Source organism: Pseudomonas sp. WC2401 (assembly GCF_041200115.1).
Classification (GTDB): Bacteria; Pseudomonadota; Gammaproteobacteria; order Pseudomonadales; family Pseudomonadaceae; genus Aquipseudomonas; species Aquipseudomonas fragi.
This window is the reverse complement of the sequence record NZ_CP165623.1, coordinates 973,765-994,443: the sequence shown is the minus strand read 5'-3', so window position 1 is coordinate 994,443 and position 20,679 is coordinate 973,765. Positions and strand designations below refer to the sequence as shown.

17 protein-coding genes are annotated in these 20,679 nt (G+C 60.5%); 8 read left to right on the top strand and 9 right to left on the bottom strand.

Annotated features, from left to right (window positions below; translation table 11 throughout):
* Position 1 precedes the first annotated feature (1 nt).
* The 6 genes from AB3G35_RS04450 to AB3G35_RS04425 all read right to left on the bottom strand — a co-directional run bounded on the left by AB3G35_RS04450 (position 2) and on the right by AB3G35_RS04425 (position 7,922).
* Positions 2 to 772: an electron transfer flavoprotein subunit beta gene (locus AB3G35_RS04450; protein ID WP_369782338.1), complete on the bottom strand. Its 771-nt coding sequence runs from the start codon at positions 770 to 772 to the stop codon at positions 2 to 4.
* A 69-nt stretch (positions 773 to 841) separates the two neighbouring features.
* On the bottom strand, positions 842 to 2,083 hold the full coding sequence (locus AB3G35_RS04445) for an electron transfer flavoprotein subunit alpha/FixB family protein (protein ID WP_340079290.1): 1,242 nt from the start codon (positions 2,081 to 2,083) through the stop codon (positions 842 to 844).
* On the bottom strand, positions 2,080 to 4,023 hold the full coding sequence (dgcB, locus tag AB3G35_RS04440) for a dimethylglycine demethylation protein DgcB (RefSeq protein WP_369782337.1): 1,944 nt from the start codon (positions 4,021 to 4,023) through the stop codon (positions 2,080 to 2,082). Before dgcB ends, AB3G35_RS04445 begins: the two co-directional genes overlap by 4 nt.
* A 135-nt stretch (positions 4,024 to 4,158) precedes the next feature.
* On the bottom strand, positions 4,159 to 6,219 hold the full coding sequence (dgcA, locus tag AB3G35_RS04435) for a dimethylglycine demethylation protein DgcA (RefSeq protein ID WP_016782573.1): 2,061 nt from the start codon (positions 6,217 to 6,219) through the stop codon (positions 4,159 to 4,161).
* 15 nt (positions 6,220 to 6,234) lie between these two features.
* Complete coding sequence (locus tag AB3G35_RS04430) at positions 6,235 to 6,765, bottom strand: 4-vinyl reductase (protein WP_088378751.1); 531 nt, start codon at positions 6,763 to 6,765, stop codon at positions 6,235 to 6,237.
* Positions 6,766 to 6,944: 179 nt separating this feature from the next.
* Entirely contained in the window at positions 6,945 to 7,922 is a 978-nt protein-coding gene (locus AB3G35_RS04425) for a dipeptidase (RefSeq protein WP_016782575.1), read from the bottom strand.
* A gap of 230 nt (positions 7,923 to 8,152) precedes the next feature.
* Between AB3G35_RS04425 and AB3G35_RS04420 the strand changes: the two genes are divergently transcribed.
* The 3 genes from AB3G35_RS04420 to AB3G35_RS04410 all read left to right on the top strand — a co-directional run bounded on the left by AB3G35_RS04420 (position 8,153) and on the right by AB3G35_RS04410 (position 9,496).
* Positions 8,153 to 8,554: a lysozyme inhibitor LprI family protein gene (locus AB3G35_RS04420; RefSeq protein ID WP_016782576.1), complete on the top strand. Its 402-nt coding sequence runs from the start codon at positions 8,153 to 8,155 to the stop codon at positions 8,552 to 8,554.
* A 43-nt stretch (positions 8,555 to 8,597) separates the two neighbouring features.
* Entirely contained in the window at positions 8,598 to 9,005 is a 408-nt protein-coding gene (locus tag AB3G35_RS04415) for a DUF3010 family protein (RefSeq protein WP_016782577.1), read from the top strand.
* A 233-nt stretch (positions 9,006 to 9,238) separates the two neighbouring features.
* Positions 9,239 to 9,496, top strand: a complete 258-nt coding sequence (locus tag AB3G35_RS04410) for a hypothetical protein (protein WP_016782578.1) — start codon at positions 9,239 to 9,241, stop codon at positions 9,494 to 9,496.
* A gap of 72 nt (positions 9,497 to 9,568) precedes the next feature.
* Here AB3G35_RS04410 and AB3G35_RS04405 read toward each other — a convergent pair whose 3' ends face one another.
* Both AB3G35_RS04405 and AB3G35_RS04400 read right to left on the bottom strand, forming a co-directional pair.
* Positions 9,569 to 10,672, bottom strand: a complete 1,104-nt coding sequence (locus AB3G35_RS04405) for a GlxA family transcriptional regulator (RefSeq protein ID WP_016782579.1) — start codon at positions 10,670 to 10,672, stop codon at positions 9,569 to 9,571.
* Between the two features lie 446 nt (positions 10,673 to 11,118).
* A complete protein-coding gene (locus tag AB3G35_RS04400; protein ID WP_315246070.1) occupies positions 11,119 to 12,495 on the bottom strand; it encodes an L-serine ammonia-lyase in 1,377 nt (458 codons plus the stop codon).
* A gap of 361 nt (positions 12,496 to 12,856) precedes the next feature.
* Between AB3G35_RS04400 and AB3G35_RS04395 the strand changes: the two genes are divergently transcribed.
* The 3 genes from AB3G35_RS04395 (at position 12,857) to choV (ending at position 15,895) form a co-directional block, all read left to right on the top strand.
* On the top strand, positions 12,857 to 13,804 hold the full coding sequence (locus AB3G35_RS04395) for a choline ABC transporter substrate-binding protein (protein ID WP_086795657.1): 948 nt from the start codon (positions 12,857 to 12,859) through the stop codon (positions 13,802 to 13,804).
* A 70-nt stretch (positions 13,805 to 13,874) separates the two neighbouring features.
* The gene (gene choW / locus AB3G35_RS04390) at positions 13,875 to 14,720 is read left to right on the top strand and encodes a choline ABC transporter permease subunit (RefSeq protein WP_016782582.1); all 846 of its coding nucleotides are present in this window, start codon (positions 13,875 to 13,877) and stop codon (positions 14,718 to 14,720) included.
* The gene (gene choV / locus AB3G35_RS04385; protein ID WP_016782583.1) at positions 14,717 to 15,895 is read left to right on the top strand and encodes a choline ABC transporter ATP-binding protein; all 1,179 of its coding nucleotides are present in this window, start codon (positions 14,717 to 14,719) and stop codon (positions 15,893 to 15,895) included. The genes choW and choV overlap by 4 nt, the downstream gene beginning before the upstream one ends.
* A gap of 114 nt (positions 15,896 to 16,009) precedes the next feature.
* On the opposite strand, the gene AB3G35_RS04380 is transcribed toward choV, so the two are convergent.
* Positions 16,010 to 17,947, bottom strand: a complete 1,938-nt coding sequence (locus tag AB3G35_RS04380) for a BCCT family transporter (protein WP_228795944.1) — start codon at positions 17,945 to 17,947, stop codon at positions 16,010 to 16,012.
* Positions 17,948 to 18,419: 472 nt separating this feature from the next.
* Between AB3G35_RS04380 and betI the strand changes: the two genes are divergently transcribed.
* Together betI and betB are read left to right on the top strand one after the other, a co-directional pair.
* On the top strand, positions 18,420 to 19,013 hold the full coding sequence (gene betI / locus AB3G35_RS04375; RefSeq protein ID WP_016782585.1) for a transcriptional regulator BetI: 594 nt from the start codon (positions 18,420 to 18,422) through the stop codon (positions 19,011 to 19,013).
* A gap of 108 nt (positions 19,014 to 19,121) precedes the next feature.
* Complete coding sequence (betB, locus tag AB3G35_RS04370) at positions 19,122 to 20,594, top strand: betaine-aldehyde dehydrogenase (protein WP_106115624.1); 1,473 nt, start codon at positions 19,122 to 19,124, stop codon at positions 20,592 to 20,594.
* The last annotated feature ends 85 nt before the right edge of the window (positions 20,595 to 20,679 follow it).

The window sequence follows — 20,679 nt, the reverse complement described above, 5'->3', positions numbered from 1 at the left end:
GTCAGCGCACCACACCTTCTTCAATCAACAGCTTCAAAATGGCCTGGGCACCCTCTTCGGCACCGATGCCCTTGAGCACTTGCCCGGAACCGCCAGCGGACTTGGCCGTAGCGGCTTTCATACGATCTGCGCCACTCTTGGCCTTGATCACCTTCAAGCGCTTGGGCCGTGGTCGCGCAGGTTGCAGGCTCCCCGTTGTGGATAACTCATCGGCGACGATTTCAACCACTTCGGCGTTGACCAAACCCCGCGTGGCAGGGCCGTAGGCGCTTTGCCGCGCCTTGGGAGCAGCGTTATCCACAGTGACCAGAAACGGCAGCCGCACCTGCAGCCGGCGTCGCTGGCCCCGGGGCAAGGCTTGCAGCACCTGCGCCACGCCGTTGTGGACAGATTCGATCTGCGCCACGCCCACCAGCAGCGGCCAGCCCAGCTCCTCGGCCAGCAGGTACGGGAGCATGCCCGAGCCTTCGCCGGTTTCGGCCTGGCTACCGGTGAGCACCAGTTGCACACCGGCCTCGCGGATGTAATCGCGCAACACCGGCACGGCATCGGCGCCGTCCGCTTTTTCCAGCACATGCAGTTCGTCCAGGCCCATGCCCAGATAGGCGCGCAAGGCCGGCTCATGGGGGTTGCCCGCATGCAGCACATGCAGATTATCCCCAACCAGCTCCAGGCCCAGCTCGACGGCACGCGCGTCCTGCTCGGCGCGACGAGTGCGGCCTGAAGCGGGATGGGTGCCGATTGAAACCAGTGCAACGGTGGCGATGGTCATCTATAAATCTCCAGACTGAACTCAATCCTGTGGGAGCGGGCTTGCTCGCGATGGGATCACTGCGGTGGATCAGGCAGACCGGGTCGCCTGAATCGCGGGCGAGCCCGCTCCCACAGAGTTTGCGTTGCGCCAGTTATCCACAGCCACGATCAGCGCTTCAAGCACCGCCGCCCCGTCACCGATGACCGACAAATCAGCGCGTTTGATCATGTCGCAGCCCGCATCCTGGTTAATCGCCACCACCTTGTCGCACGCGCCAATCCCTTGCAGGTGCTGGATCGCACCGCTGATGCCGACCGCCACATAGACCCGCGCCGTGACCCAGGTGCCACTGGCACCCACCTGCCGGTCACGCCCCATAAAGCCGTCATCCACCGCCACCCGCGACGCACCTTCGGTGGCGCCCAGTGCCGCCGCCGCCCTGTGGAAAAGCGCCCAGTCTTTAACCCCGTTGCCGCCGCTGAGGATAAATTCGGCCTCGGCCATAGGCACCGCGGCCGGGTCGACCTCCACCGCGCCCAAATCATCGATCCGCGCCAGGCACGGCACTGCGGCTGTGGATAACTGCACCACCAAGGCTTCATGACGGGTTTCACTGACCGGTTCGGCGCATTCGGCCGTCGCCAGAATCAACCGGCGCAACGGCTGCGCCAGATCCTGCAGGCCTGCCCCGGCACGGCCGATACAGGCGCCGTCCTTGACCTGCCACACCCGCGTAGCCGGGCGCTCGCCCAGGCTGGCGGCAAAGCGTCGGCCCAGTTCACCGCCCCCCGTGCGGCTGTCAGGTAACAGCCAATGGCGCGGCGCAAACTGGTTATCCACAGCGCGCAAACCCAGCACCCGTTGCTCCGGTGCATAACCCTGGCTGTCGAGCAGCAACAGCCGATCCACCCCGGCCGTGGCAAAGGCCGTTTCCTTGCACTCGCCAAACACCACGGCCAATACGGCGCCATCGCTGCCCGCCAATTGTCGGGCCAGCCCGAGCAGATCGCGGTCGTGACTGCTCAGGCGGCCGCCGACCATGTCCGGCACCACGGCGATATAAAAAGCTGCAGCCGTGATCTGATGCAGTGGCAATTGCACCTCGGCCTGGGCCGGACGCTTGCTCGCCCCGCCCTGCTGCGCACCGCTGCGGTCTATGCGCTTGATGCCATTGGGGCCAATAAAGCCCACACCGTGGACGTTTTTGCGCACTACGCCATTGGGTCCCATCCAGCTCTGCTGCGCGGGTTGCATGGCCGCGTGCAACGGATGCAGACGGTTGCGGGCGATCCACTCGGCACGCGGGTCGCGGCGAATAATGTCACTCATGCGATCACCTCAGCTTCAGGGCGCCGGGCCGGTTTGGCCGCAGCTGAGTCTTCTATCAGCGCATCGGCCACCAGTTCGGCGATGTCCTTGATTTGTGCACGGGGCTCGACCACCCCTTCGAGCATCGCCGTGCATTGCGGGCAACCCACCGCTACGCGTTCGGCGCCCGTCTCGCGGATGTCTTCCATACGCATGTCGGGGATCCGCTGTTTGCCGGGGATGTCAGTAATCGGCGCGCCGCCACCGCCACCGCAGCAACGGGAGCGAAAGCCCGAGCGCTGCATCTCCTTGACCTCAATGCCCAGCGCACGCAACACCGCACGCGGCGCCTCGTATTCGCCGTTGTAGCGGCCCAGGTAGCAGGGGTCGTGATAGGTCACGCTGCCTCCCGCATCCGCAGCGAGATTGAGCAGGCCGGCACTGATCAGCTCGGCCATGTAAGTGCTGTGATGTTGCACAAGGTACTCGCCGCCAAAGGCGCCGTATTCGTTTTTCAGCACATGGAAACTGTGCGGGTCACAGGTGACGATGCGCTGGAAGCGGTACTGCGCCAGGGTCTGGATATTGCGTTTGGCCAGCGCCTGAAAGGTCGCTTCATCGCCCAGGCGCCGGGCCACGTCGCCACTGTCGCGCTCCTCCAGCCCCAGCACAGCAAAGTTGACCCGCGCGGCCTTGAGCACTTTGACGAAAGCACGCAGGGTACGCTGGTTACGCATGTCGAAGGCACCGTCACCGACCCAGAACAACACGTCTGCGGCGGGCTTGTCGCGCATCAGGTCAAGGCTCAGGTCTGCTGCCCAGTTCATTCGCCCGCCGGGGGCAAAACCGCCGGGGTTATCGGTGGCGATCAGGTTATCCAGCACCTGGGCACCGTTGTTCGGCGTCGCGCCTTTTTCCAGGGTCAGAAAGCGGCGCATATCGACGATGGCGTCCACATGCTCGATCATCATCGGGCACTCTTCAACGCAAGCACGGCAAGTGGTGCAGGACCACAGCGTATCGGCATCGACCAGACCGTTGACGATCGGCTGGTGCGGGTTACCGCCATGTTCACCAATCGGTTTGCCAGGGTACGGGCTACCCGCAAAATGGGCATCGGTACCACCCGCCAGCCCAACCACCATGTCCTGAATCAGCTTTTTCGGGTTGAGCGGCTGGCCGGCGGCGAAGGCCGGGCAAGCGGCTTCGCATTTACCGCATTGCACGCAGGCATCAAAGCCCAGCAGCTGGTTCCAGGTGAAGTCCTTGGGCTTTTCCACCCCCAAAGGTGCGCTGCGGTCGCTCAGGTCCAGCGGCTTGAGGCCCGTGGAACGGCCACCGCCAAAGCGTTCGGGGCGGCGATGCCAGGCCAGGTGCAGGGCACCGGCGAAGGCATGCTTCATCGGCCCGCCCCAGGTCATGCCAAAGAACAGCTCGGACACGCCCCACAACACACCAAGCGCCAGCACCGCCGCCAGCGTCCAGCCGCCAAAACCTTCGGGCAACACACCGGCCACCGGCAGGGTGAGGACAAAAAAACTCGCTGAAAACACCAGCAGGCTTTTCGGCAGGCGCATCCACGGGCCTTTGGACAGCCGCGACGGCGGGTTGAGGCGACGCTTGAACACAAACAGCGCGCCCACAAACATCAGCGTCGTGGCCAACAGCAAGACATAGCCGAGGATGCGGTTATGCAAGCCCAGGCCATGCACCAGAATCGCCAGCACGGCCGCCAGCACAAAGCCGCCAGCCGTAGCGACGTGGGTGTTGGCCATGTATTTGTCGCGGGCAACCACATGGTGCAGGTCGACCATGTACCGCCGGGGCATGGCTAAAAGTCCGCCGAGCAAGTCGACTTTTGACGGGCGGCCACGGCGCCACATGTTCATACGACGCACGGCGCCCACTATCGTCAGGGCGAGGGCGGCGAACAGCAGGATGGGAAGAACGATATTGAGCATGGTGAAGCTCCCAAAGACCAGGCAGGTCTGATGTGGGAGCGGGCTTGCTCGCGATTCAGGCGACGCGGTGCATCAACAGCACCGCGTAATCGTTTATCGCGAGCAAGCCCGCTCCCACATTGGTTCGGTGTCGGGTCAAAAATCCTTGCACAACCGCAGCGCGTCATAGATCGCTGCATGCACATTGCGCTGGGCCACGCAGTCGCCGATACGAAACAGCAAGTAGCCATCCCCGGCTTCGCTCAAACAAGGCTGCGGCTTGATCGCAAACAGGGCTTCGACGTCGATCTGGCCTTTGTTGCGCGAATCCGGCTTGAGCCCGTAATACAGCTCTTCGTCCGGGCGCACGCCGTTTTCAATCACCACCTGATCGACCACCCGCTCTTCCCGGGCGCCGGTGTATTCGTTCTCCAGTACCGCAATCACCTTGTCGCCTTCGCGGTAGACCTTCTCCAGCATCATGTCGCCGGTCATGATCACTTCCTTGGGGTACAGGCTGCGGTAGTAGGTGGGGAATGACGTGCCGCCAATGGCCACGCCGGGCTTGGTGTCATCGGTGACGATTTCGACCTGCGCACCTTTGTCCGCCATATAGTCGGCCACCGACATGCCGGTAAATTCGCAAATGGTGTCGTACACCAGCACGTTTTTGCCCGGCTCCACCTTGCCGTCGAGCACATCCCAACTGCTGACCACCAGCCCTTCGGCCGCACCCCAGTGTTCGTTCTGCTCCACAAACGGGTGCCCGCCCACCGCCAGCACCACGATGTCCGGGCGCAAGTCCATGATCGTCGCCGCATCGGCCGCGGTGCCCAGGCGCAGGTCAACGTTCAGGCGCGCCAGTTCCAGTTGAAACCAGCGGGTGATGCCAGCCATCTGATCACGCTGCGGCGCTTTGGAGGCGGTAGTGATCTGCCCGCCGATGGCGTCCTTTTTCTCGAACAGGGTCACGTCATGGCCGCGCTCGGCGGCCACACGCGCCGCTTCCATCCCCGCAGGCCCCGCGCCGACGATCACCACCTTGCGCCTGGCCCCGGTGGATTTCTCGATAATGTGCGGCACGCCCATGTACTCACGGGAGGTCGCGGCGTTCTGAATACACAGCACGTCCAGTCCCTGGTATTGGCGGTCGATGCAGTAGTTGGCGCCCACGCACTGCTTGATCTGGTCAACCTGGCCCATCTTGATCTTGGCGATCAGGTGCGGGTCGGCGATATGGGCGCGGGTCATGCCCACCATATCGACGTAGCCCCCTTCCAGAATCCGCGTGGCCTGGTTCGGGTCCTTGATGTTTTGTGCGTGCAGCACCGGGGCCTTGACCACTTCCTTGATGCCAGCGGCCAAATGCAGGAACGGCTCCGGCGGGAAGCTCATGTTCGGGATCACGTTGGCCAGGGTGTTGTGGGTATCGCACCCCGAGCCGACCACGCCGATAAAATCGAGCATGCCGGTGTCGTCGTAGTACTTGGCGATTTGCTTCATGTCCTCGTGGCTCAGGCCATCGGGGTGAAATTCGTCGCCGCACAGGCGGATGCCCACGCAGAAATCCGGGCCCACTTCGGCGCGCACGGCCTTGAGCACTTCAAGGCCAAAACGCATGCGGTTCTCAAAACTGCCGCCCCATTCATCGGTGCGTTTATTGACGCGCGGGCTCCAGAACTGGTCGATCATGTGCTGGTGTACTGCCGACAGTTCGACACCATCCAGCCCGCCTTTTTTGGCGCGCCCGGCGGCGCTGGCGTAGTTGCCGATCACCCGCCAGATCTCCTCGGGCTCGATGGTTTTGCAGGTGGCGCGGTGCACCGGTTCACGCACGCCGGAGGGCGACATCAGGGTCGGCCAGTTGAAACCGTCCCAGCGCGAGCGGCGGCCCATATGGGTAATCTGGATCATGATCTTGGCGCCATGCTTGTGCATGGCGTCAGCCAGGTTCTGGAAGTGCGGGATAATGCGGTCGGTGCTCAGGTTGACCGAACTCCACCACTCTTGCGGGCTGTCGATGGCCACCACCGACGAGCCGCCGCAAATCGCCAGGCCGATACCGCCCTTGGCTTTTTCTTCGTAGTACTGCACATAACGCTCAGTGGTCATGCCGCCATCAGTGGCATACACCTCGGCATGGGCGGTGCTGAGCACACGGTTGCGGATGGTCAGTTTGCCGATTTGAATCGGCTCAAACATTGCTTCGAACGCCATATCCCGATCCTCGACTTACAACGGCTTGACGATAAACAGGCCGTGGTCGTGGCCTTCTTCCGATCCGCTATAAACCTGTTCTGCCACGGTGCGGATGTTGCTGCCACGGGCGTGCAGGATCTGATCCATTGCCCCGGCAAACCAGCCCGTGAACATGTAGTCAACCTTGCGCCCGACCTTGCCGTACACATAGACGAAACAGGAGTGTTCGAGCTTGATGGTGGCGGTGCCTTTGTCGAGATCGATGTCCTGAATGGTGAACAGGCCCCAGCCACGCTGCGACAGGCGTTTCATGTAGTGCTCGAACACCGCGACGCCTTCAAGGCCGTGGCATTCAGCTTCTTTTTCGCACCAGTGCCAGGCGGATTTGTAGCCGGCCTTGTAGAGAATGTCGGCGTAGGCGTCGGCGCCCAGGACTTCTTCGATGCCCATGTGGTTATTGACGAAAAAGTGGCGCGGCACATAGAGCATCGGCAGGGCGTCGGAGGTCCAGACGCCGGTTTCGCTGTCGACTTCGATAGGCAATTGCGGGGCGATTTTAGCCATGAGTACAACTCCAGAAGATGATCAAGTCCCGTAGCAGCTGCCGAAGGCTGCGTTCGAGCGCGAAGCGGTCGTAAAACCGGTCACCGCGCCTTCACAGGCAAAATGTGCAATATGGGTTTGCGACTGCTTCGCAGCCGGACGCAGCCTTCGGCAGCTGCTACGCAAACAGTGCCTTGGCGTTATTCGCCCCAGACATCCTTGAGCACGTTGACCCAGTTCTCGCCCATGATCTTGCGCACCACGCGCTCGTTATGGCCGCGCTTGAGCAGGGTTTCGGTGAGGTTGGGGAACTCGCCCACAGTGCGGATGCCCAGCGGGTTGATGATCTTGCCGAAGCTGGTCAGGCGGCGGGCGTAGCCCTTGTCATGGGTCAGCATTTCAAAGAAATCCTGGCCGTGGCCCTGGGTGAAATCGGTGCCGATACCAATCGAGTCTTCGCCGACAATATTCATGGTGTATTCGATCGCTTCGGCGTAGTCGTCGATGGTCGAGTCAATGCCCTTGGCCAGAAACGGCGCGAACATGGTCACACCGACAAAGCCACCGTGGTCGGCAATAAACTTGAGTTCAGCGTCGGATTTGTTGCGCGGGTGCTCTTTAAGACCGGACGGCAGGCAGTGGGAGTAGCAGACCGGTTTTTTCGATTCAAGGATCACCTCTTCCGAGGTTTTCGAGCCGACGTGAGAGAGGTCGCACATGATCCCGACACGGTTCATTTCAGCCACCACCTCACGGCCAAAACCCGAGAGCCCGCCATCGCGTTCGTAGCAGCCGGTGCCCACCAGGTTCTGGGTGTTGTAGCACATCTGCACCACGCCAACGCCGAGCTGTTTGAAGATCTCGATATAGCCCAGTTGGTCTTCAAAGGCATGGGCATTCTGGAAGCCGAAGATGATCCCGGTCTTGCCCTGCTCCTTCGCCCGACGGATATCAGCAGTGGTCTTGACCGGGATCACCAGGTCGCTGTTGTCACGGATCAGGGTCTGGCTGGCGACAATGTTGTTGATCGTGGCCTGGAAGCCTTCCCACACCGACACGGTGCAGTTGGCTGCGGTGAGGCCACCTTTGCGCATGTCTTCAAACAGTTCGCGGTTCCATTTGGCAATGATCAGCCCGTCGATAACGATGCTGTCTGCGTGCAACTCGGCTGGGCTCATCAGGCGTCCCCTTATTGGCGTTTGCTGCGCCGAATCGTCTGCCGGCGCTATTGGGGCCAGCATAGGCTCGGGGTCAAAAGCAGCCGGGTGCAAAAGCGACAGCGCAATTGCCGAAAGCGTCAAACCACGACAAAGCGTGGCAGCGGCAAAATCATGACCTGCGCGCCGTGGCTGTTATTTGGCCCACGCTTGAGCCAGAATCGACGCCAACTATGGATTAGGAAGCGGCAATGAAATCGATTCTCCTGGCCTTGGCATTGATCACCGGCGGCGCCCATGCAGCTGAAAATGCCGACTACAACCCGTGCGACGCGGTGGAAAACGACCGGCAGACCCTGGCGTGCTCGGTGTTCAGCAAAAATGCGGCCGAGCAGCTGTTGAGCGAGAACTACGAAGCCCTGCAGGAGCGCATGACTTCGCTGTACGGCAGTAACGCCACCCAGCTCAATAACATCCTGAGCAAGATCAAGACCGCCCAGGCCTTGTGGCTGCACCAGCGCGACGCCGATTGCGCAATTGCCGTGTTCCCCGCCACCGCCGGTACTGAAGCGTTCAACATCGCCCAGAACGATTGCATGGCGCGCATCAGCGACGACCGCTCGGAGTTTCTGGAATCGATCGGGCAGGACTGACCTTTCCCACAAGAACAGTTTCAACTTATCAACCAGGGTTTTTATGACTATTTGCGGTATCGAAATCAAAGGCAGCGAAGCCATTTTTGCCCTGGCCGGTCCCGACCTTGAGCATGTGGCTGTCGCGACCAAAAAAATTGCCCTGGACGACGATGACGAGGCTGCCAACGTCAAAGCCTTCGCAGCGCAGCTTGCAGCCTTTGTGAAAAGCAACGGCATCACCCGTATCGCCATTAAAAAGCGCAGCAAGAAGGGCGAGTTTGCCGGTGGCCCGACCACGTTCAAGATCGAAGGCATCATCCAGTTGCTGGACGATTGCCAGGTGCAGTTGCTGTCCCCGCAAACCCTCAACGCACAGTTCAAAAAACACGCTTTCGACCTGCCCGCCTCGCTGAACAAATACCAGCATGAAGCGTTCAAGGCGGCGTGTGCGGCGTTGCTCAAAGGTTAAAAAAGCCCCGAACCTGCCGTGACAGATTCGGGGCCAAGTGCGTGTGATGCAGGACGGTGACCAAACCATCGAGGATGTTACTGCCCCCAGTGTGCCCAACCCTGCGCCGGGCACTTAGCCAAAAACGACCTGCAGTTAGGCATGCAGGACATCCCGCCAAACCGTCCTTGCCCCTTGGCTAAAGCCCCACCAGAATCAGACTTCGATCGCGCTTTGTAGAAGGATAAAAAGTCATGATGCACGCGGATTTGATTGATGAGCAGGATCTGGTTGGCCAACTGCGCTCGCTGGGTTTTGAAGTGTCTGGCACGGCGGAGCAGGCTTGCACCGCGGCCGTGTGCGGGCTGAACGAGACCAATGCCCGCGCACTCAAGGGGCTGGTTGAAAAGCTCTACACCGGCAGCGCAACCATCTTGCCTGCGGTGCGCGAGGCGATTGACCGCCAGTTGCTGCCGGGGCTGGCGCAGTTCAAGCAGAGCAAGGTCGGGTAAGGCAAAAGCAAAAGCCCCTCACCCCAACCCTCTCCCGGAAGAAGAGAACCAGGATCAGGGCGCTTTTGCCTGTTAAAGCCTCACACTGGCAAACGTCGACTCATTGCGCGCCTGGTTCAACGCCGACATCGGCCCGGCCAGCGGCGCCAGCAGCAGTGATTGCGGGATCTGCACCAGGGTGGTCTGCTGCGCGGTGTTGGAACCCACACGCTCGTCCCGTGGCGGAATGCCAAAGTATTCGCGGTAACACTTGGAAAAGTGCGGCGTGGACACAAACCCGCACACCGCCGCCACTTCGATAATCGACATCGGCGTTTGCTTGAGCAATTGCCGCGCCCGCACCAGCCGTAATTTCAGGTAATAGCGCGACGGCGAGCAATGCAGGTACTTCTGGAACAGGCGCTCCAACTGACGCCGCGACACCGTCACATAAACCGCCAGCTCATCCAGGTCGATGGGCTCCTCGAGGTTGGCTTCCATCAACGCGACGATTTCCTGCAACTTGGGCTGGTTGGTGCCCAGCATGTGCTTGAGCGGTACGCGCTGGTGATCCTGCTCGTTGCGGATGCGTTCATACACAAACATTTCCGAAATCGCCGCCGACAACTCACGGCCATGATCACGGCTGATCAGGTGCAGCATCATGTCCAGCGGTGCGGTGCCGCCCGAGCTGGTAAAGCGGCTGCGGTCGAGAGTAAACAGCCGCGTGCTCATGGCCACCCGCGGGAAGGCTTCCTGCATCGAGGCCAGGCATTCCCAGTGCACGCTGCAATCAAAACCGTCGAGCAGGCCGGCGTAAGCCAGGGCCCAACTGCCAGTGCAGACGGCGCCCAGGCGGCGCGACTGGCGCGCCTGGCTCTGCAGCCATGACACATGCTCACGGGTCACGGTGCGCTGAATACCGATACCTCCGCAAACAATCACCATATCCAGCGCCGGAGCCTTGTGCATGCTGGCGTCGGGGGTCACCTGCAGACCATCACTGGCCCAGACCTGGCTGCCATCGGCGCTGAGGGTGCTCCAGCGATACAACTCACGGCCCGACAACTGGTTGGCCATGCGCAAGGGTTCTATCGCGGAGGCCAGGGAAATGAGCGTGAAATTGTCCAGCAGCAGAAAGCCGATGGATTGAGGCGTACGGTTCTGGGGTTGAACCCCGGAGTTGAACGACGTCATCGCGGTATCTCCTCACACAAAGCGGGTGATGGCCTCAGGCGCAGGCTCTTGTTATGACCCTCGTTTCACGGGGCTTTAAGATGACAACGCAAATGCCATGCCTAAAGTTGAATGGCTATTCAACAAAGCCTGAAAACGACGTCGCAATGTGTCTGGACGGGTGATGGGAAAACGCCGGTTAAACGCAGGTACACAGGTGCTGGCCGATGCTGTTGAGCACATCGGTAGCACTTGTGGGAAGGATGTAGGAGCAGCTCAGTTACAGGATGTCACCAAAAGTACGAGTGCGCCAAAACGGGTCGCCGTGCGCTGAAACAGCGCCGATGCATCAGTCACAGGCTTGTTGTGGGAGCGGGCTTGCTCGCGATGGCATCGACGCGGTGTAGATGTCAAACCGCAGCGACCCAATCGCGAGCAAGCCCGCTCCCACAGATGATGGGGGGGAGTCAGCATTCCACCGCGCTGACCGCCAGGCCGCCGCGCGAGGTTTCCTTGTATTTGTCGTGCATGTCGGCGCCAGTGTCGCGCATGGTGCGGATCACCCGGTCCAGGGAAATAAAGTGCTGACCATCGCCCCGCAAGGCCATTTGCGCCGCATTGATCGCCTTGACCGCTGCAATGGCGTTGCGCTCGATACAAGGCACCTGCACCAGCCCGCCCACCGGGTCGCAGGTCAGGCCCAGGTTGTGCTCCAGGCCGATTTCCGCGGCGTTGCACAGTTGCTCCGGGGTGGCACCGAGGATTTGCGCCAGCCCCGCGGCCGCCATCGCACACGCCGAACCCACCTCGCCCTGGCAGCCCACCTCCGCCCCGGAGATCGAGGCGTTCTTTTTGCACAAAATACCGATCGCCGCTGCGCTCAGCAGGTAGTCCACCACATTGGCCTCGCTGACTTCATCGCTGAATTTCATAAAGTAGTGCAGTACCGCCGGGATGATCCCCGCTGCACCGTTGGTGGGCGCCGTGACCATGCGCCCGCCAGCGGCGTTTTCTTCGTTGACCGCCAGGGCAAACAGGTTGACCCATTCCATCGCGCTCAGGGTCGAGCCGATCACATTGGGTTTGCCCAGTTCCTGCAGGCTGCGGTGCAAGCGCGCTGCACGACGACGCACGTTAAGACCACCGGGCAGGATGCCTTCGTGTTTCAAGCCTTGCTCCACACAGTCCTGCATGGCGCGCCAAAGTTTGATCAGGCCGCAGCGGATTTCGTCTTCGCTGCGCCATGTGCGTTCGTTGGCCAGCATCAAGGCCGCCACGCTCAGGTGATGGGTGCGGCACAGCTCGAGCAGTTCGACGGCGCTGCTGAAGTCATAGGGCAACTCGGTGCGATCCATATCCAGCACACCGCTGGCGGCCTGTGCCGCGTCCACCACAAAACCGCCGCCCACCGAGTAATAAGTGTCGCGATGCAATTCAGCGGTATCGGTGTGCGCGACCAGAGTCATGGCGTTGGGGTGAAACGGCAGGTTCTCGTCGATCAGGCGCATGTCCTGCGCCCACACGAACGGGATCGGCAGGTAGCCATCGAGCAATAAGGTTTCGCTGTGTTGCAGCTCGGCAATGCGCGGCCCGATCAGCGCCGGGTCAATGGCGTCCGGCCATTCGCCCATCAGGCCCATGATCACCGCGCTGTCGCTGCCGTGGCCTATGCCGGTGGCCGACAGCGAACCATAGAGTTGCACTTCGATACGGCGTACCCGTTGCAACTTGTCGCGCTCGCGCAGGCCCTGCACAAACAGCGCCGCCGCCCGCATCGGGCCTACGGTGTGGGAGCTGGAAGGGCCGATACCGATCTTGAACAGGTCAAACACGCTGATAGCCATGAGCACGAGCCTCGGGGGTCAATGCCTTGCATCATGGGGTGTTTGCACGCAGCAAAAACGTCCAGCTACGACCCGCCTTTGCCTGCCAGCGCCCCCGACGTTTTATGGGGTGTAGATGCACGGAAAAGGCAGTTTTCGAACCTCGTTCATCCAGATACGACCTCGCTGGTATCAGATACGACCCTGCCTGTACTGGATGCGACGCCCCCTGTAGGCGTTTGATTTTCGCTGTTACATGATCAGTCCCGACTCGATTGCAAGATGCGCCGGCACAGTCCCCTGCCGACCATCGCCCGACCGCAACTGATACCTGCGGCTTTTCGATCGAAAAACCGCAACCCGGACACACAGGAGTCGATCCATGAAACATTCCTCATCGTTGTTGTTGGCTGCATTGCTGAGTCTGCCCGTCATCACCCAGGCCGCAGAACCGGAGCAATGCAGCACCGTCAATTTCTCGGATGTCGGCTGGACCGACATCACCGTCACCACCGCCGTTACCAGTGAGGTACTCAAGGGCCTCGGCTACAAGACCAGAACCACCATGATTTCCGTACCGGTCACCTACAAGTCGCTGGCCGATGGCAAGAACATGGATGTGTTCCTGGGCAACTGGATGCCGACCATGGAAAACGACATCAAGGCCTACCGCGACGCAGGCACCGTCGAGACCGTGCGCGCCAACCTGGAGAACGCCAAATACACCCTCGCCGTACCCGAAGCGCTCTACAACAAGGGCCTCAAAGACTTCTCCGACTTACCCAAGTTCAAGAAGGAGCTGGACGGCAAGATCTACGGCATCGAGCCGGGCAACGACGGCAACCGCATGATCCAGACCATGATCGACAAGAACGCCTTTGGCTTGAAAGATGCTGGCTTCAAGGTGGTTGAATCGAGTGAGGCAGGCATGCTGTCGCAGGTTGACCGCGCCCAGCGCCGAGGTACCGATGTGGTGTTCCTGGGCTGGGAACCGCACCCGATGAACACCCGCTTCAAAATGAAATACCTCACCGGCGGCGACGAGTTCTTCGGCCCCAATTATGGCCAGGCAACCATCTACACCAATACCCGCAAGGGCTACACCGAAGCGTGCAGCAACGTCGGGCAACTGCTGAAAAACCTGGTATTTACCCTCGACATGGAAAGCACCCTGATGGGCAAGGTGCTGGACGACAAGATCAAACCCGACGCGGCCGCCAAAGCCTGGCTCAAACAGAACCCGCAAGTGCTCGAAACCTGGCTGGCGGGCGTCACCACGGTGGATGGCAAACCGGGGCTTGAGGCGGTCAAAGCCAGCCTCGCGAAGTAATCGCGGACGCCGGGGGGGGTAACTGCACCCGGCTCCGTTTCAATTTCCCTGCATGCGGACGTTCACTACCATGCTGATTGATCAAAAAATCCCTTTGGGTGATTACATCGCACGCTTCGTCGAATGGCTGACCCAGCACGGTGCCAATATCTTCGATGCCATCGCCAGCACACTGGAAGCCATGATCCACGCGGTGACCTTCACTCTGACCTGGTTCAACCCCTTCGTATTTATCGGGCTGATTGCCCTGCTCGCCCACTTTATCCAGCGCAAATGGGGGCTCACGGTTTTTGTGGCGCTGTCGTTTCTGCTGATCCTCAACCTGGGGTATTGGCAAGAAACCATGGAAACCCTGGCCCAGGTGCTGTTCGCCACCTTCGTGTGCGTGATCATCGGCGTGCCGCTGGGGATACTCGCGGCGCACAAACCGATGTTCTACACCTTTATGCGGCCGGTGCTCGACCTGATGCAGACCGTGCCGACCTTTGTTTACCTGATCCCGACCCTGACCCTGTTCGGGCTGGGCGTGGTACCGGGGCTGATCTCCACGGTGGTGTTTGCGATTGCCGCGCCGATCCGCCTCACCTACCTGGGCATCCGTGACGTACCCCATGAGCTGCTCGATGCCGGCAAGGCCTTCGGTTGTTCGCGCCGCCAGCTGCTCACCCGTATCGAGCTGCCCCACGCCATGCCGAGCATCGCCGCCGGGATTACCCAGTGCATCATGCTGTCGCTGTCGATGGTGGTGATCGCCGCGCTAGTGGGGGCCGATGGCCTGGGCAAACCGGTGGTCAACGCACTGAACACGGCCGATATCGCATTGGGCTTTGAAGCCGGGCTGGCGATTGTGCTGCTGGCCATCATGCTCGACCGTATCTGCAAGCAGCCGGACGCCAAAGCGGGAGCCGACGCATGAGTATTATTCGTTTCGATAATGTGGACGTGATCTTTGCCAAAGACCCGCGTGAAGCGCTTAGCCTTCTGGATCAGGGTTTGTCGCGGGATCAGATCCTGAAAAAAACCGGGCAGATCGTCGGCGTTGAAAAAGCCAGCCTGGACATCGACAAAGGTGAAATCTGCGTGCTGATGGGCTTGTCCGGGTCGGGCAAGTCCAGCCTGTTGCGCTGTATCAACGGGCTCAACACGGTCAGCCGTGGCCAGCTGTATGTGGAACACGAAGGCAAGCAGATCGACATCGCTTCATGCACCCCCGCCGAACTGAAAATGATGCGCACCAAACGCATCGCCATGGTGTTTCAAAAATTCGCCCTGATGCCCTGGCTGACAGTGCGCGAAAACATCAGCTTCGGCCTGGAGATGCAGGGCCGCCCGGAAAAGGAACGCCGTACCCTGGTGGACGAGAAGCTCGAACTGGTGGGCCTGACCCAATGGCGCAACAAAAAACCCGACGAGTTGAGCGGCGGCATGCAGCAACGGGTTGGCCTGGCGCGGGCGCTGGCGATGGACGCCGACATCCTGCTGATGGACGAACCCTTCTCGGCGCTGGACCCATTAATCCGCCAGGGCCTTCAAGACGAGTTGCTGGAGCTGCAACACAAGCTGAACAAGACCATCGTGTTCGTCAGCCATGACCTTGACGAAGCCCTCAAGCTGGGCAGCCGCATTGCGATCATGAAAGACGGCAAGATCGTGCAGTACAGCAAGCCCGAAGAAATCGTGCTTAACCCTGCCGACGACTATGTGCGCACCTTTGTGGCCCATACCAACCCGCTCAACGTGCTGTGCGGGCGCAGCCTGATGCGCACACTGGACAACTGCAAACGCATCAACGGCTCGGTGTGCATTGATCCGGGGGATGATTCGTGGATTGACCTGGCTGAAGGCAACACCATCAAGGGTGTGCGCCAGGGTGCCAGCGTGGTGGATCTGCAACACTGGAAAACCGGGCAGGCGGTAGAAGGGCTTGGCCGCGGGCCGACGCTGGTGGACAGTGGTATCGGCATGCGCGATGCACTCCAGATCCGTTACCAGACCGGCAACAAACTGGTGCTGCACGACAATCACAAAGTGGTGGGGATACTGGGGGATACCGAGCTGTATCACGCGTTGCTGGGCAAGAATCTGGGCTGATAGCCGCGAGTCCTGTGGGAGCGGGCTTGCCCGCGATAACATCAGCGCGGTGTACCTGATACACCGCGTCGCTTGCATCGCGAGCAAGCCCGCTCCCACACGAGTTCTCAGTGCTTAGCTATATACACGGCCAAGGAGTTGGCGATGGCTTTCAAACTGATCGAGCACATCACGGCTGATTTGCTCCTGGGTGAAGCCCATCAGGTCGTACTCCTGGTTGCCGTTGTGCAAGTACACCTCGGCCCGGTAATAACGGCTGCGCACTTCATCCTGTTCAGACTCACTTGGCGCGGCCAGGTAACCATCCAGGCTGACTTCGTAGACAAACGGGTTGCCTTCTTCCATCTCCACCCGCACGCCCATGCACCGCTTGGCGCTGCCCAGCAGGGTCTGCACATCAAGCCCCTGGCTGCGCAATTGTGCCGCCGCGTCTTCCAGTGCCGGGGTCACGTGTTTGTCCATGAAACGCTGCACCACGGCTTGAGTCGGTTGCAGGTCCTGGGCAGTCAGACGCTCGCTGAAACCACGACGGCCACGGGCAGCCAGCTCGGCTTGTTCCTGTTCAACCAGGGTGTCCTGACGCATCGCCTTGTGCAGGCCGAACATAAACAGGATCAACACCACCGAAAACGGCAGACCCGCCAGCACCACCATGGTTTGCATGGCGGCGAAGTTGCCGGCAAACAGCAGGCCGATGGTCACCAGGGTGATCACCGCCGACCAGAAAATGCGCAACCAGTGCGGCGCATCTTCATCCACGTCGCCGCCTTTGCACGAAAGGTTGGCCATCATCACCGCGCCGGAGTCCGCCGGGGTCAGGAACAGTACAAAGCCGACAAAGATCGACACACCAATCACGATTTTCGACGCCGGGTAATGCTCAAGCAGTTGGTAAATCGCCATCGACGGCTGCTCCAGCGCCGTTTTGCCCAGCTCCACGGCACCGTGGTTAACCACCAGGTCCAGCGCCGAGTTACCGAAGATCGACAACCAGGCCAGGGTGAAGCCCAGCGGGATCAGCAACACGCCCGCCACCAGCTCGCGCACGGTACGACCACGGGAAATGCGCGCGATAAACATCCCCACAAATGGGGCCCAGCTAATCCACCACGCCCAGTAGAACAGGGTCCACAGGCCCAGCCAGCCCTCGGTTTTCTTGCTATCGCCTTCGTACACGTACAGGTCGAAAGTTTTCATCACGATACCGTTGAGGTAATCGCCGGTGTTTTGCACAAAACCGTTGAGCAGGTGCAGGGTCGGGCCGAACAACAGCACGAAAATCAGCAGGCCGCTGAACAGGATGATGTTCAGGTTGGACAAGCGACGGATACCGTTTTCAACGCCCGAAACCGCCGCGATGGTCGCCACGGTGCTCATCACGATGATCACGATCAGCAGGTTGGTATTGCTGTGCTCCATGCCGAACAGGTTCTCAAGCCCCGACGACACTTGCATCGAGCCAATGCCCAGGTTGGTCACCAGGCCCAGCAGGGTCACGAACATGCCGAAACCGTCCACCGCGTGGCCCGCAGCGCCCTTGACCCAACGCTCGCCCATCAACGGGTACAACGCCGAACGCAACGCCAGCGGCTGGTTGTGACGGTAGGCAAAATAGGCCACGGCCAGGCCGACCAGCGCGTAGATCGCCCAGCCATGCAGGCCCCAGTGCAGGAACGTCAGTTGCAGTGCCTGACGCGCCGCTTCATGGCTGCCCGACACGCCTTCAGGCGGGTTGAAGTAGTGGTCCAGCGGCTCGGAAGCGCCGAAGTACAGCAGCGAAATACCGATACCGGACGAAAACAGCATGCCGGCCCAGGCGCCATAGCTGAAATCCGGGGTGTCCTGCTTGGTCCCCAGTTTCAGTTTGCCGTAGGACGAAAACGCCAGACCGACCACAAAGATCAGGTAAGCGGCGATCACCACCATGTAATACCAGCCGAAGCTGCGCGACAGCCATTCCTGGGCAACACCCAGAATGCGGCCCGCTTCTTCGGGGGCGATGATCAGGATGGCAGTCAGCAAAAGTATCAAGGCAGTGGAGGTGTAAAACACCCAACCGTTGACCGTCACCTTCTGCGGTGGGGTCTTTATTAGAGAAGCAGAACTCATGGCACGGATGCTCCAGGCAGCGCGAGAGAAAAACTTGAGGCAAGGCACCACCCGACCAATCGCTTAGATAGCGACCGGCGGTCGGATGATATAAAGACACCGCTAAAAAACCGGACCCGCCCAGACCAATGCTGTCAAAGGCAGCGGGTTTGCTCGCGAAGGCCTCAAGGGCACCGCATCTAATCCGTTAGTGTGCGTATCGTTAGACCTTCGCGAGCAAGCCCGCTGCCACTGGGGTTCCAGTGCTTTTGCCATGTCGTTTTGCGCCATTCATGCTTAGGAAAACGGCATCAATCGCGACGAATTGTCGCAGATACTATTCTTTGTTGATTGAACGTTCAATCAAAACAAAATAGACTGGCTGCCGTTCAGTGATGTTTCTTGCACTGCTCGCCGGCCCAAGGAGATTCACGAAATGCCCAAGGTCGGTATGCAACCCATACGCCGCCAGCAGTTGATCGAAGCCACCTTGACGGCTGTCGATCAGGTCGGGATGGCAGATGCCAGCATTGCGCTGATTGCCCGTCTGGCCGGTGTGTCGAACGGCATCATCAGTCACTACTTCAAAGACAAGAACGGTCTGATTGCCGCCACCATGCGGTACTTGATGAACGTCTTGATCGACAACGTCACCGAACGCCGCCAGGCGTTGGCCGACGACAGCCCGCGGGCGCATTTGCAGGTAATCGTCGAGGGCAACTTCGACGCCAGCCAGGTTAATGGCCCGGCAATGAAAACCTGGCTGGCCTTCTGGGCCGCCAGCATGCACCAACCGTCGTTGCACAGATTGCAGCGCATCAACGACCACCGCTTGTACTCCAATCTGTGCTGCCAGTTCCGCCGAGTACTGCCCCAGGCCCAGGCCCGTAATGCAGCACGGGGCCTGGCAGCGCTGATCGATGGTCTATGGTTGCGGGGTGCCCTTTCCGGTGACGGCTTCGACACCGACCAGGCACAACGCATCTGCTACGAATATATGGATCTACAACTGGCGAAACAGGTGAGTTAGGCCTCAATCAATGCTTAACCCCTGAACTGTCGTGAGTTTGAGTTGCCCCAATCAGATGGCACCCGGCTCACGATGACCGCCAACCACTTATGCACTTGCGAGGATTTTATGGCCCGTTTCGAACTGCAAAAACTCTACATCGACGGCGGTTACACCGACGCCGGTAGCGACGCTACTTTCGATGCCATCAACCCGGCTAACGGCGAAGTCCTCGCGCAAGTGCAACGCGCTACCAAAGAAGACGTCGAACGCGCCGTTGTCAGCGCTGAAAAAGGCCAGAAAATCTGGGCCGCCATGACGTCCATGGAGCGTTCGCGCATCCTGCGTCGCGCCGTGGAAATCCTGCGCGAGCGCAACGATGAACTGGCCGCCCTGGAAACCCTGGACACCGGCAAGTCGTACTCCGAAACCCGCTACGTCGATATCGTCACCGGTGCCGACGTACTGGAATACTACGCAGGCCTGGCGCCCGCCATCGAAGGCGAGCAAATCCCGCTGCGCACCACCTCTTTCGTTTACACCCGTCGCGAGCCGCTGGGCGTTGTGGCCGGTATCGGCGCGTGGAACTACCCGATCCAGATCGCCCTGTGGAAATCCGCACCGGCCCTGGCTGCCGGCAACGCGATGATCTTCAAGCCAAGCGAAGTCACCTCGCTGACCACCCTCAAGCTGGCCGAGATCTTCACCGAAGCAGGCCTGCCGGATGGCGTGTTCAACGTCCTGACCGGCAGCGGCCGTGAAGTCGGCACCTGGCTGACCGAGCACCCGCGCATCGAGAAAATCTCATTCACCGGCGGCACCGACACCGGCAAGAAAGTCACCGCCAGCGCTACCCAGTCGTCGCTCAAAGACGTGACCATGGAACTGGGCGGCAAGTCGCCACTGATCATTTTCGACGACGCCGACCTGGATCGCGCCGCCGATACCGCGATGATGGCCAACTTCTACAGCTCGGGCCAGGTGTGCACCAACGGCACCCGCGTGTTTATCCCGACAGCCCTGAAAGCGGCGTTTGAAGCCAAGATCCTGGAGCGCGTTGCGCGCATCCGCATCGGCAACCCGGAAGACGAAAACACCAACTTCGGCCCGCTGGTCAGCTTTGCTCACATGGAAAGCGTGCTGGGCTACATTGCCAAGGGCAAGGCAGAAGGCGCCCGCCTGCTGTGCGGCGGCGAACGCCTGACCGAAGGCGACCTGGCCAAGGGCGCATTCGTGGCACCGACCGTGTTCAGCGACTGCACCGACGACATGACCATCGTCAAGGAAGAAATCTTCGGCCCGGTGATGAGCATCCTCACCTACGACAGCGAAGAAGAAGTGATCCGCCGCGCCAACGACACCGAATTCGGCCTGGCCGCAGGTGTCGTGACCAAGGATCTGAACCGCGCTCACCGCGTGATTCACCAACTGGAAGCGGGCATTTGCTGGATCAATGCCTGGGGCGAGTCCGACGCAAAAATGCCGGTTGGCGGTTACAAGCAGTCGGGCATCGGTCGTGAAAACGGCATCAGCTCGCTGGCTCAGTACACCCAGGTCAAATCGGTACAGGTAGAGCTGGGCGACTACGTTTCGGTGTTCTAAACCGACAGGCCCACATAAACCCTGTGGGAGCGGGCTTGCCCGCGATGGAATGGCTGCGGTCTGCCAGACAGGCCGCGTTGCATGA